Source organism: Mesorhizobium sp. RCAM 05099 (assembly GCF_059683685.1).
In genome coordinates this window covers 6184249-6196501 of record NZ_CM185035.1, presented here as the reverse complement: position 1 = coordinate 6196501, position 12253 = coordinate 6184249, and the positions used below count along the sequence as shown (strand labels likewise).

The following is a 12253-nucleotide window of genomic DNA, read 5'->3' as shown; positions in this document are numbered from 1 at the left end:
GGATGAGCACCCGTGGAAATCAGGCAGTTAAGATATTTCGTCGGCGTGGTCGAAGCAGGCAGTTTCACGAAGGCCGCTGGCTTCCTTAATGTCGCCCAGAGCGCGCTAAGCCTGCATGTGCGTCAACTGGAGCAAGGCTTCGGCACTCAGCTGCTGATACGCGACAGGACCGGCGTAAGCGTGACGGCGTCAGGAGCCAAACTGCTCGAGCGGGCTCGGGCGATTCTCAAGGAAATTCGACTTACCGAAGTGGAATTGACCAACACAGCTGCTTCCCCTGCCGGGGAGGTGACTATTGGCATTCCGTCTGGAGCTGCTCGCGTCCTGAGCGGTCCGCTGCTTGAGGCGGTGAGAAACGAACTGCCCCAGGTGTCCCTCAAGATGGTCGAGGGTATGACGGGACCGCTGGAGGAATGGATGGCGGCTGGACGCTTCAATCTGGCGGTTCTCTACCGCACCGCAGACAGTGTGGGGCGAATGACGGTGCTAGCGCGCGAAGACCTATGTCTGGTGGTCCCGTCCGGCCAGTCACCGTTCGAAGATGCGATATCTCTGGCGGACCTGCATGCATTCCCCCTGGCGGTTCCCATGCGCAATAACAATGTCAGGCGTTCGGTGGCTGACGTCGTCGCACAACACGGCTGCGCGCTGGACGTCAAGTTTGAAGTGGACTCGCTCTCAACGATCATCAACATGGTCATAGAGGGAAAAGCGCATTCTATTCTCGCCCCGTGTGCGGTTCAGAAAGAAGCTTCTCAAGGGCTGGTCCGTACGGTCAAGATCATCGATCCGGTGATTACCCGGTCCGTTGTGCTTGCTGTAAATCCGAAAGATGAGCGTTCTGCGGCCGTTTCCGCTGTCCGCAAGCTCATTCCTAAGGTCGCCAGAGAGTTAATAGAGAGCCGCGGCTGGGCAGCATCGATTCCTGACACGACCTGACAGCCGTCTATCTATAAAACACGGCATGACTTTTTTGCCATCCGAACAGATCGATCTGGATTCCAGATGGATTTCGGCATTAATCGATATTTGACCCGACGCGACCATCGCGATGAAACTGGCTGAACGAGTGCTGTTTCGATACCGAAACAGCACTCGTTGGTCAGAATTCAGACAAGTGGAGCCCGCGATGTCCGACGCCAGGAGCTACGAGCTTTTCATCAACGGCAAGTGGCGTGCCGGTGGTAGCCGAGCCTCTTTGCCGGTGATCAACCCCGCGACGGAGAAGCTATTTGCCTCGGTGGCCTCGGCGACGGTGTCGGATCTGGATGAGGCTCTCGCTTCGGCAGAGCGCAGCCGCAGGGCGTGGTCTGCACGTCCTGCGAAAGAGCGCGGTCAAATTCTCATGGCTGCCGCCACTATCTTAGCAAAGAACGTTGGAGCCGCAGCCAGGGATTTGTCCACCGAACAGGGAAAGACAGTCTCCGAAGCAACAGGTGAATACGCGCGCGCGATCGAAACGCTGGAGTGGAACGGCAGCCATGCCGAAGAGTTGTCGGCCGCGATTCCGTTAGGCCCGAATCGGATGATCCTCCCGGAAGCGCTCGGCGTAGTCGCTGCCTTTACGCCGTGGAACTATCCAGCCGTTCTCATCGCCCGCAAGCTCGCCCCCGCGCTGGCGGCAGGCTGCCCGGTAATCCTCAAAGGGGCTGAGGAGACACCCAGCGCGGCTGTCCATATCATGGAATCGTTGCGTCAAGCAGGCATTCCGGATGGCGTGGTCAATCTCGTCTTCGGTGTGCCGGTGCATATATCGCGGCATCTTCTGAGTTCCCCGATCGTGAAGGTCTTGACTTTCACGGGTTCCACGGCCGTTGGAAAACAGCTGGCCACGCTCGCAGCGAACAATTTGCAGCGTTGCATCCTTGAACTCGGTGGGCACTCCCCGGTTATTGTGTGCGAGGATGCCGACCTGGCAAAGGCCGTACGGGCTATTTCGGAATACAAGTTTGAGTGCGCGGGCCAGAGTTGTAACGCGCCCAGCAGGATTCTTGTCGCTCGGTCTCTATATGAGGAATTCTTGTCCCGGATGACGGATGCGGCTCGCATGATTATGATCGGGCTACCAGACGACCCTGCAACGGACATGGGTCCGATGGCGAACTCGCGGCGAATCGAGGCCATGCAGCGCCTGACCAAGGATGCGGTCGAACGCGGCGCCCGTATCGAGACCGGTGGCTCCCGGCTCGACCGACCGGGCTTCTACTGGCCGCCAACCATCCTGACGGGCGTACCGAAGCAAGCGAGAGTGCTGCATGAAGAGCCGTTCGGACCGATTCTTACGATTGCGCCCTTCGACACGCTAGAGGAGGCCATCGAGGAGGCCAACGCCACCGAGTATGGGTTGGCAGCTTACCTCTTCACGAACACTGCTGAAGTTCAACGCAAGCTGACTAACAGTGTTTCGGCAGGGGCTGTCAGTGTGAATTACCTGAAAGGGGTTTCGGCGGACGCGCCTTATGGGGGAGTCAAGCAGAGTGGCTACGGATATGAAGGTGGCGAACAGGGGGTGCGAAGCTTCCAAATCCTGAAAATGGTCAACGGTCTCAGCTCATTTGGATGAAATCGGTGGGAAATAGAACACGGACCATCGCCGGCAAGGACATCACAAGGAGCGTTGCCGACGCCCTTCAGTACATCTCGTATTACCATTCTCCGGATTACATCCGATATCTTTCGCAGGCATACGCGCGCGAACAGAGTCCGTCGGCTAAGAACGCCATCGGGCAGATTTTGCTGAACTCCCGCATGGCGGCCTTCGGACGGCGCCCGATCTGCCAGGACACCGGTCTCGTGGTGGTCTTTGCAAAGGTTGGCATGGGCGTCCACATCAGATCAACGGCCAGTTTCGCCGACCTCGTGAATAAGGGCGTCCGCCAAGCCTATCTCGATCCCGACAATCCCCTTCGACCATCGATCGTCTCGGATCCGCTTGCCGGGCGGTTGAACACGCGTGACAACACGCCGGCTGTCATCCACGTCGACCTCGTGCCCGGCAACCAGATTAAGATCACAATAGCAGCAAAAGGGGGCGGGTCAGAAAACAAGGCGCGTTTCACCACTCTAAACCCCAGCGCGTCCGTTGCCGACTGGGTGGTTGACACCGTCTCGACCCTGGGCAGCGGATGGTGCCCGCCCGGCCTGATCTCGGTCGGCATCGGTGGTAGCGCTGAAAAGGCGATGCTGCTTGCCAAGGAGGCCATGAACGAGCCAATTGACATGTCGGAATTGATCGCGAGGGGGCCATCAAGTGCGGAGGAGGCACTGCGGGTTGAGCTTTATGAACGAATTAATGCCCTAGGCATCGGCGCTCAGGGCCTAGGCGGCCTGACGACAGTCGTTGACGTCAAGGTTGCAACCTATCCTACCCACGCCGCGTCCAAGCCCGTGGCGCTCATTCCGCAATGCGCCGCCAACCGGCACCTGAAGTTTACCTTGGACGGCTCTGGCCCCATCAGTCTGGAGCCGCCCGACTTGCGCGAATGGCCCAACATTGGGATCGAGGAATTGAACCCAGCCGGCATCCGGCGGGTCAACCTCGACGCGCTAACCAAGCAAGAGACGGCATCGTGGCGCTGCGGGGAAACGCTCCTTTTGTCCGGAAAGATGCTGACAGGCCGTGACGCCGCCCACAAGCGAATCGTCGAGTTGATCGACGCCGGCGAGCCGCTTCCGGTCGATCTCAGGGGGCGCGTGATCTACTACGTCGGACCAGTCCGTGCCGTGAAGGATGAGGTCGTCGGACCCGCTGGTCCAACAACCTCCAGCCGCTTGGACGATTTTACGGACAAGGTGCTCGCCGAAACCGGACTTTTCGCGATGGTGGGCAAAGCGGAGAGGGGACGGACGGCCATCGAGTCGATCGTAAGACACAAAACGCCCTATCTCATCGCTGTGGGGGGGCTGCCTACCTGATATCAAAATCGATCAAGTCAGCGCGGCTCATTGCCTTCGAAGACCTGGGCATGGAAGCAGTCTATGAATTCGAGGTGCAGGATATGCCTGTCATCATGGCTGTCGATGTTGAGGGAAACTCCATTCACAATTCCGGGCCTCTTGAGTGGCGTAAGCGCATGGCGGCTGAAAGCATCGCACGCAACATCGGCGTTTGAGCCTTCCTGGCCAGGCTCCGTTGGTTGGCATCAATTCCGTTGGTTGGCATCAATTCCATTGTCGACAACGGCATTAGAGCAGAAGGTCATGAAGTCGAAACTCAATCCTGTGCGCCTGGATGCTTGGGATCTCCGGATTCTTTCAGAGATTCAGTCAGACGGTCGGATTTCAAAAAGCGAGCTTGCGAAGCGCGTTCATCTTTCGGCGTCGGCCTGCTCGGAGCGGCTCCGTGCGCTCGAAGTCGCAGGGATTATTGAGGGGTTTTACGCGCGGCTGAGTCCGGCTCTCATCGGCGGCATGGTGTTTGTAATGGTGGAGGTCGTGCTGGATCGTCACCGGCTCGAGGACCAAAGACACTTCGAGATTGCGATCCAAGAATTTCCGGAAATCCTGGATTGCTGGGCTATCGGGGGACGGATCGATTATCTGATGCGCGTCGCATCTCTTTCCATGGCTGCCTATCAGGACTTCATGGAGGGACTGCTGCAGGCAGGCTTGGGGATCGATCAATATTACAGTCTTGTCGTGACCAAACCTGTGAAATCCAATGCGCCGATCCCCTTGTCGGCACTAAGGCAACGGTAAACTCCCCAAGCCTTGGTTTCCACGGAGTTCGATCCCGATTCCGCGAATTCCTTGGCTAAAGACGCGCATTCCCGCGAAACCCGAGGAAGCGCTTCCCGTATAAAGACGCGTCTGACCGGGCGTCCCCCTCAATCAACGCAAGAAGAGGGATGATGCGCCCTGAGCAATCTGGGAACCGAGCAACTGCGAGAGAAGGACCTCGACAGAAGCAGCCTGCTACACCTCGCCGTGTGGCCGCGCAACAACGGAATGAGTCATGCGGTACGCTTTGGTGAATGATGCGCGGCGTAAGGCCGCTCCCGGGTTGGTTGGTCGTTGCCCGGGCTGCTCACAGCAGACGGTAGCCAAGTGCGGAATACAAAGGACCTGGCATTGGGCGCATCGCGGCAATAGGCCCTCCAACGCTTGGTGGGAAGCAGAAACTATCTGGCCCCGGGGCTGGAAGAATCAATTCCCTCCCGAATGGCAGGAAATCATCCGGCACGACGAAACAGGCGAGAAACACATCGCAGACGTGATGACCAAGCACGGCCACGTTATCGAATTCCAACATTCCTATCTGCCGGGGCAGCAGAGAGACTCTCGCGAACGCTTCTACAAAAAGATGATCTGGCTGGTGAATGGGCTCCGTCTGAAGAACGACCGACACCGATTTTTCGAGAGTGACAACCTGTTCCGGGTGCCCTTCTCGGTGGACGTGTTCGTCACGCGCAATCCGGAGCGTTGTATGCCTTCTGCATGGGTCAACTGCACAAAGCCCGTCCTTTTTGACTTCGAAGTTTCGCGGCTCCAGAAGGCGCACCCAAGGCAGTTGAAGGGAAGCTCTGGTGCCTATTGCCAGGGCGTGTCGACAGTTATGCGGTTGTCGTGGCGGTTTCGCGAGCTTGGTTGCGGCTTGGAACAGGGAGCAGATCATCCCTACGCAGGCGATCGGATGGTTCGTCCAGAATAGACTGAGCGCACGTCATCGAAACTACGCGCATGATTCGAATTTGCGGAGACGGGGGCGGCGCCGACGGCGATTTTAGCAACCAAGCTGAAAGTTCCGAAGGGCTTCGGCCAGCGGCGGTCGAATTGATGGGAGCTGGGCTGCTCATCCCGCAAGGGCGCAGGCGCACAGGATTCGCTTCCGGTGTCGGGTGGAGATTCGGTGAGAGCGACGAATGATTGGGCTCGAGTAACGGCAGCCGACATCGGGCGCGCCTGTAATCATTACGGGTACTGTGACGAAAACGAAGCTTGAAAATATATCTGCAAAATATATCTGCAGGGCGAGAGAATCCGCGCTGCATACATCAGGTTGGCATGATAAATACGATTCATTCGATTCTATGGGCGGGAAAATGAAAAGACCTAATGAGACTTCCACAACAGCTGCAGGTCAGGCGACGGGATCAAAAAACAAGATCACTTTCATCATCGTCGTGAATGGAGATCCCGTTTCTGTTGATGCCAATGTGAATGCACCTCTTCATACAGTGATAGGGAAAGCCCTGGAAATGTCCGGCAATGTTGGACAGCCACCTGAGAACTGGGAGCTGAAGGACGCCGCAGGCTACGTTCTCGATGCGAGCAAGAAGATCGAGGACCTTGGACTTGTCGCCGGCACCAAGCTGTTCTTGAGTCTCAGGGCTGGTGCTGCGGGTTGATAGAGGGCCAGTTCGTCGACGAGGCGGTCTCCCGGCGCAAGTTCGATCGCGAGATCGCACGGTATAGGGGACTCGAAGGCGAATACCGCCGACGGGGCTGGTTTCTAGTTGAGGCGGCATTCCCGCGCGTCCTGGTGATCTTTGCCAGTTCCAGGCTGAACCCAAGGGCCATCGTCTGCGCAGTTCGCCTCGATTTCACGAACTATGACTTAGTCCCGCCATCGGTAACGTTTGTCGATCCGTTTACGGGCGCCGCGCTGCCGATGAAGAGCCTTGGCTTCAAGATGCTGCGGCTCGACGGCATGGCGAACGCGACGCCGGAAACAATCACTGCGATGGGGCAACAGGGCCGTTTGGTATTCCAGGAACTGATCCAGGCGCATAGCCCGGAGGAGGTTCCTTTCCTGTGCTTGCCCGGCGTTCGAGAATATCACGATCACCCAGCGCACACAGGTGACTCATGGCTATTGCATCGTCGTTCTGGCGAAGGCTCGTTGCATTTTATTCTGGAGCAAATCTGGGCGAGCGGCATCAACCCGATCAGGAACATCAACTATCAGGTACAGTTCCAGTTCCAGGGTTTCCAGGTGGACGGGGCAGTGCTGCCTCGATAGCCGGGCTGGCGAGGGTCGAACGTTTCCGAGTTCCGCGCCGGGCCATCCTGGACGTGCACAAGCATTTGGCGGCCGTGGGGCAAGCTGGCTACGAAGGGCTTGGACTCTGGGTGGGAAAGACGGCGGGTGAAACGGCGACAGTCGAGCGCGCGTTGATTCCGCAACAGCGCCTCATTCGAAGTGCATCCGGCGTCGGCGTGCAAATTGAAGGCGCTGAGCTGCATCGTCTCAACGTGTGGTTGTTTGAGAACGATTTGCGAATCCTGGCCCAAGTCCATAGCCATCCGACTGACGCCTACCATTCCGGCACAGATGACGAGAACGCTATAGCGACGGCCATCGGCAGCCTCTCACTTGTCGTTCCTGATTTCGCGAGCCAGCCATTCGATTTGTCGTCAACGGCTGTCTATCGTCTCAATGCGGCGGGTAGCTGGCTAGAGGTGCCACGTCAGGCAGCCCACCGTCTGATTGAAATCGTGGACTGAGAAAAATGGCGTTCGCGAGTTACTTTGGCCGTACTGCCACTGCCGCTTCCCAGGTGCTTCAAGGTTTCGACGTCCGGGAGTTCGAGCGGTTGCTCAATGGGTTGGTGGTGGGAATTGCTTTCGACGGGCAGGCTTGCTCGACGGAGGGCAGGGCATCGCTAGACCTGCTGGTCCGGCTGTTGGCGCGGCTCTATCCTTCGATATGCTTCCTTCCCGAGGGAGAGGAGGCAGCAAGGCTTGCGAGAGGTCTCGCGAGGCTTGCGCGCTCGATAAATAGCCGGATCACCTTGGCGCGCCGAGGGGCCGGCCTCTCCCATTGCCTGGTGGTCGGCTCCGCGATCCCTGATGTTCCCTGTCAGAAGTTGTTCCTGGGTTCAGGCGGGTGGCTCGCCAAGTTGTCGGTGTCGCGACCAGTCGGTTCGGGAAACAGTCACAACCCGCTCGGAGCCGGCGCCGCAGCGTGCATCGCAGCCGCCAATCTGTTCCGTTCCGTCTTCGGCGCGCAACTGAACGGGGCATCGGTCGACGAGGCGGTTGCCTTCTCACTGTTCGACTACGCACCAGGCTCGCAGGTGAACCCGGCACTTCCTAGCGACGTGGATCTGGATCGTCTTTTCCTGCTCGGCCTCGGGGCAATCGGCAACGGCGCGGTGTGGGGGCTCTCCCGCATCTCGGGCCTGACAGGGGCGTTTGAGGTCGTCGATCCGGAAACGATCGATCAGGGCAACCTTCAGCGATACGTACTGGCTCTTGAGCGGGATGTCGGACGGAGTAAAGTGAAGCTCGCCAGCCGATACATCAAGAACAACCCCGGCCTGTCGGTTGTCGGGCACGAGGCGCGATGGCAGGCGCTTCCAGCAGGCTCGATGCGGCATTTGGCGGTTGCGCTCGATTCCGCGGCGGACCGAATCGCCGTGCAAGGCGCGCTCCCCCACTGGACGATCAACTCCTGGACGCAGCGAGGTGACCTTGGAGTATCGCACCACGGATTCGACGACGACATGGCGTGCCTGGCGTGTCTCTATCTGCCGAATGGAACGGTACCCGACCAGGACGACGAGATTGCCGCTGCGCTGGGCCTCGAGGATCGAAAGCTCGAGGTGGTGCGCCCCATGCTGCACAACGGAAGCCCTGTCGACGTGGCGCTCATGGCGGAAATTGCCAGCAGGCTGGCCATCCCGATCGATCCTCTGCTTTCATTTGTCGGCAGACCGTTGCGCGCTCTTTATCAGGGGGCCATTTGTGGCGGTGTTGTCTTTGAAATCACGGCCGGGCGGAGTCCTGTCAAGGTGGAGGTGCCGATGGCGTTTCAGTCCGCGATGGCCGGGATCATGCTGGCTGGAGAGATCATCAAACGGGCAGAAGGCCATCGAGGGAGGCCTTGGACCACGGCCAAGCTGAACCTGTTGCGAAAAATGCCGAGCGACGTGATCACCGAACGCCGGAGGAAGGATCCACAAGGGCGGTGCATTTGCCAAGACGCCGACTACCTTGACGTATATCGAGCCAAGTACGGTCCGTTACCGGAACCGGCTGGTCAGTTCGAATTGGTTGTCACTTGACAACCTCTCTATGAGTCGCATATTGAGGGTACAGATGGCGCGTAAATCGCACCCAAAGAAGGAAATTGAGGCCGCACTCAGGCATGCCGAAGCGCAAGGGTGGCGCATCGAAATAGGTGGAAGTCACGCTTGGGGCAAGATGTATTGCCCATATAACGATGACCAATGTCGGTGCGGCGAATTCTGCATAACCAGCATTTGGAGCACGCCAAAGAACGCTGGCAACGAAGCAAAGAAGCTGAAGCGTCTTGTCGATAACTGCACGACGCATAAGGCGAAAACCGAAGAGACGGCTGAAGGCAAGGAGTGACATCGTCATGGAATACACTTTCACCCTGAAGTACCGTCTCGCGGACGACGATCAGGACGCGGATGCCTTGGTGGAGCGTCTTGGCGAGGCTGGATGCACCGATGCTCTTGTGGGCATCGGCATTGTCGGCCGGCTTGCTCTCGAGTTTACTCGAGAAGCGGAAAGCGCGCAGGAAGCCGTCCGCAGTGCGCTCGCAGACGTGAAGGCCGCTATCCCGACCGCAACCTTGGTAGAAGCCACGCCTGACCTTGTGGGACTGACGGACGTGGCCGAAATGATGGGCGTGTCCCGTCAGTACCTTCGCAAGCTAATGCTGGGCAACAACGATTTTCCAGCCCCTGTGCATGAAGGCAACGGTGCGCTATGGCATCTGAGCGATGTCCTGGGTTGGCTGGAGGGCCGAAAGGGCTATCAGCCGGAGCACACCCTGCATGAAACGGCAAAGGCGACTCTGGAGGTCAACGTGGCGAAGGAGGCAAGACGCTTCGCTCCCACAGCCATGCGCGAGTTAGAGCGCTTGATCGCATAAGGAAGCACTTCGCAGAGAAAACTGGTAATCCAGCTCCGTCACACTGCTATTGATGGAACTGGCGGAAGCTTCTATCCAACTTCTGAAGTCGGGATCGCGCCATGAACACAGCGCTGCCCGACTTCCATCCGCCGCTGCACTCCTCAATTCCGCTGCGCAAGATCGCGCCCAGGTGGGACATGTCGAAATTTCAGACCTTCCGCTTTCCATGCTTCTTGGTTGCCTTGGCGGCAACAGCCTTCCGGCCAAGACCCTAGACTTGGCCATTTCGGACCGCGGGGCCGCATAGTTCGGCGCCACCATGGGGTAGTCCATCTTCAATCCCCCACTTCTCACGGTACTCGTCAGGAGTGAGGCCATAGTGGACACCCAAATGTCGCTTCAACGATTTGAATTTCTTCCCGTCTTCGAGGCAAACGATGTAGTCAGGAAACTGACCTCTTCGGGTTCACCGCGGGAACCTCACGAAAGATCACAACGTTGAACGCCGAGGCCTTGGTTTCCATGGCGTTTGATGCCAATTCCGCGAATTCGTCGGCTAAAGACGTGCATTCCCGCGAAACTCAAGCGACGTTTGCGGTATGCTAATTGCTAGAGAGGCGGCCGGCCGAGTGCCCTCCGTCGATCCATTGCGAGGAGAGGGACATGCGCTTGAGCAATCTGGGAACCGAGCAACTGCGGGAGAAGGATAGAAGCTTCGTCTTCCATCCTTCTACCCATCTGGCCAAGCACAGCCGCGGCGAGACGCCAAACCGGATCATGGCCGGTGCAGAAGGCGTATACATCTGGGACACGGAAGGCCGAAAGAGCCTTGACGGTTTCGGAGGGCTTTACTGCGTCAATATGGGATATGGCTGCACGGAGATTGCCGAGGCCATCGCCCGGCAAGCGCACGAGTTGCCGTTCGCCCATGTCTATGCAAGCCAAGGAACCGAGCCAGTCGCCCTCTTGGCGGAGGCCGTGGTCGAATATTTCGGTCAGAACATGCGAAGGGTCTATTTCGGCCTCTCCGGTTCCGACGCCAACGAAACCAACATCAAGCTGGTGTGGTACTACAACAATATTCTCGGCCGTCCTGAAAAGAAGAAGATCATCTCGCGGCATCGCGGATATCACGGGTCCGGATTGGTCACCGGTAGCCTGACAGGCCTGCCCTTCTTTCACGATTTCTTCGACTTGCCTTTGAATTTGGTGCGCCATACGACGACGCCACATTACTATCGCCAGGCGCACGACGGCGAAAATGAGGAAGCGTTCTCCAGGCGCTGTGCCAACGAACTTGAAGCCCTTATCCTCGCTGAAGGCCCGGAGACGGTTGCAGCCTTCATTGGAGAGCCGGTACTTGGAACCGGCGGCATCGTTCCGCCCCCAAAGGGATACTGGGCGGCAATTCAAGGCGTGCTCGACAAGTACGAAATCCTTCTGATCGCCGATGAAGTGGTCTGCGGCTTCGCGCGGACCGGTGAGAAATTCGGTTCCCACCTTTATGGCATGCGTCCGGATTTCGTAACGATCGCTAAAGGCTTGAGTTCCGCCTACCTGCCTATCTCCGGTTCGATTATCGGTGACCGGGTCTGGTCGGTTTTGGAACAGGGGACGGAAAAGCACGGCCCACTCGGCCATGGCTGGACATATTCTGGTCACACGCTTTGCGCGGCGGCCGCGCTTGCGAATATCAAATTGCTAAAGGAAAGAAACATCTTGGAACATGTTCGGGATGTGGGACCGTACTGGCATGCCCGCATGAAAGCCGAACTGGAGGGACATCCCGTTGTTGGCGAGGTTCGCGGCGTAGGCATCCTATCCGCCGTGGAACTGATGCGGGATCCTAAAGGGCGGGTACCATTTGAACCCGGACTTCAGGTCGGCGTGCGCGCCGCCGCTGCTCTGTTTGAAAATGGTGTCATAGGCCGCGCCATGCCGCATGGCGATATCCTCGGCTTTGCCCCACCTCTGATCATTACCCGAAAAGAGATCGACATCATCGTCGACGCAACCGCGAAATCAGTCGATACGACCTATCGCGCGCTGAAAGCGGAGGGCGCGATATGATCTGACGTAGACGGATGACGCCTCCCACTCGGATCGACCAGGATAGCACGTCCGGCAGCCCTGAGGCGTCATGAGCTGGCGCCCGCAAAGCCACCTCTTCGCTTTTAAGGTAACTTGCATGGAGGCCGTGCGAGCCGATGCCGAAAATGCGCCGCCAATCTCGAAAAACACAGTACCGCCTTCGCGTCCGAGACGGTGACGTAGGGCTGCTGCAAGAATTGTAGAGGTGACGCTCTCACAGACCGCAATTCATCGTGAGGCTGAGCTCCTCCATGGAGACAGTCTCAACAGCCCGCAAACAGACACTCCGACCGCAAGGAAGTGCAAACCCAAGAGGACAACTGTCACCTGGTA

Annotated in this window: 11 protein-coding genes and 2 pseudogenes; 12 read left to right on the top strand and 1 reads right to left on the bottom strand. The window is 58.2% G+C overall.

The window, feature by feature from the left end:
• Nucleotides 1-12 precede the first annotated feature (12 nt).
• From AC56QQ_RS30735 to AC56QQ_RS30685, 11 genes and pseudogenes are all read left to right on the top strand, one after another.
• The gene (locus AC56QQ_RS30735) at nt 13-939 is read left to right on the top strand and encodes a LysR family transcriptional regulator (protein WP_497124512.1); all 927 of its coding nucleotides are present in this window, start codon (nt 13-15) and stop codon (nt 937-939) included.
• Between the two features lie 190 nt (nt 940-1129).
• Entirely contained in the window at nt 1130-2563 is a 1434-nt protein-coding gene (locus AC56QQ_RS30730; RefSeq protein WP_497124511.1) for an NAD-dependent succinate-semialdehyde dehydrogenase, read from the top strand.
• Nucleotides 2560-4112: pseudogene (locus AC56QQ_RS30725) on the top strand (fumarate hydratase). Before AC56QQ_RS30730 ends, AC56QQ_RS30725 begins: the two are co-directional and overlap by 4 nt.
• An 88-nt stretch (nt 4113-4200) precedes the next feature.
• The gene (locus AC56QQ_RS30720) at nt 4201-4698 is read left to right on the top strand and encodes an Lrp/AsnC family transcriptional regulator (RefSeq protein WP_497124510.1); all 498 of its coding nucleotides are present in this window, start codon (nt 4201-4203) and stop codon (nt 4696-4698) included.
• 256 nt (nt 4699-4954) lie between these two features.
• On the top strand, nt 4955-5650 hold the full coding sequence (locus AC56QQ_RS30715) for a competence protein CoiA (protein WP_497124509.1): 696 nt from the start codon (nt 4955-4957) through the stop codon (nt 5648-5650).
• 271 nt (nt 5651-5921) lie between these two features.
• Nucleotides 5922-6347, top strand: a complete 426-nt coding sequence (locus tag AC56QQ_RS30710) for a DUF2604 domain-containing protein (protein WP_497124507.1) — start codon at nt 5922-5924, stop codon at nt 6345-6347.
• Complete coding sequence (locus AC56QQ_RS30705) at nt 6344-6961, top strand: putative metal-binding protein (RefSeq protein WP_497124506.1); 618 nt, start codon at nt 6344-6346, stop codon at nt 6959-6961. Before AC56QQ_RS30710 ends, AC56QQ_RS30705 begins: the two co-directional genes overlap by 4 nt.
• 53 nt (nt 6962-7014) lie before the next feature.
• On the top strand, nt 7015-7446 hold the full coding sequence (locus tag AC56QQ_RS30700; RefSeq protein ID WP_497124505.1) for a Mov34/MPN/PAD-1 family protein: 432 nt from the start codon (nt 7015-7017) through the stop codon (nt 7444-7446).
• A gap of 5 nt (nt 7447-7451) precedes the next feature.
• The gene (locus AC56QQ_RS30695) at nt 7452-9008 is read left to right on the top strand and encodes an E2 ligase fold family C protein (RefSeq protein ID WP_497124503.1); all 1557 of its coding nucleotides are present in this window, start codon (nt 7452-7454) and stop codon (nt 9006-9008) included.
• 34 nt (nt 9009-9042) lie between these two features.
• Complete coding sequence (locus tag AC56QQ_RS30690; RefSeq protein WP_497124502.1) at nt 9043-9318, top strand: hypothetical protein; 276 nt, start codon at nt 9043-9045, stop codon at nt 9316-9318.
• A 7-nt stretch (nt 9319-9325) separates the two neighbouring features.
• A complete protein-coding gene (locus AC56QQ_RS30685; protein WP_497124501.1) occupies nt 9326-9847 on the top strand; it encodes a helix-turn-helix transcriptional regulator in 522 nt (173 codons plus the stop codon).
• Nucleotides 9848-10037: 190 nt separating this feature from the next.
• Here AC56QQ_RS30685 and AC56QQ_RS30680 read toward each other — a convergent pair.
• Nucleotides 10038-10308 (bottom strand): annotated as a pseudogene (locus AC56QQ_RS30680) (Ros/MucR family transcriptional regulator); the annotation flags it as partial.
• A gap of 184 nt (nt 10309-10492) precedes the next feature.
• Here AC56QQ_RS30680 and AC56QQ_RS30675 point away from each other — a divergent pair.
• Nucleotides 10493-11899 carry an aminotransferase gene (locus AC56QQ_RS30675; RefSeq protein WP_497124500.1) on the top strand — a complete coding sequence of 469 codons (1407 nt, stop codon included), beginning with the start codon at nt 10493-10495 and terminating at the stop codon, nt 11897-11899.
• The last annotated feature ends 354 nt before the right edge of the window (nt 11900-12253 follow it).

Bases quoted from the DNA above. Each gene is read 5' to 3' on its own strand.
- AC56QQ_RS30730 (WP_497124511.1), top strand. From the start codon at position 1,130: ATGTCCGACGCCAGGAGCTACGAGCTTTTCATCAACGGCAAGTGGCGT.
- AC56QQ_RS30720 (WP_497124510.1), top strand. From the start codon at position 4,201: ATGAAGTCGAAACTCAATCCTGTGCGCCTGGATGCTTGGGATCTCCGG.
- AC56QQ_RS30715 (WP_497124509.1), top strand. From the start codon at position 4,955: ATGCGGTACGCTTTGGTGAATGATGCGCGGCGTAAGGCCGCTCCCGGG.
- AC56QQ_RS30695 (WP_497124503.1), top strand. From the start codon at position 7,452: ATGGCGTTCGCGAGTTACTTTGGCCGTACTGCCACTGCCGCTTCCCAG.
- AC56QQ_RS30690 (WP_497124502.1), top strand. From the start codon at position 9,043: ATGGCGCGTAAATCGCACCCAAAGAAGGAAATTGAGGCCGCACTCAGG.
- AC56QQ_RS30685 (WP_497124501.1), top strand. From the start codon at position 9,326: ATGGAATACACTTTCACCCTGAAGTACCGTCTCGCGGACGACGATCAG.
- AC56QQ_RS30675 (WP_497124500.1), top strand. From the start codon at position 10,493: ATGCGCTTGAGCAATCTGGGAACCGAGCAACTGCGGGAGAAGGATAGA.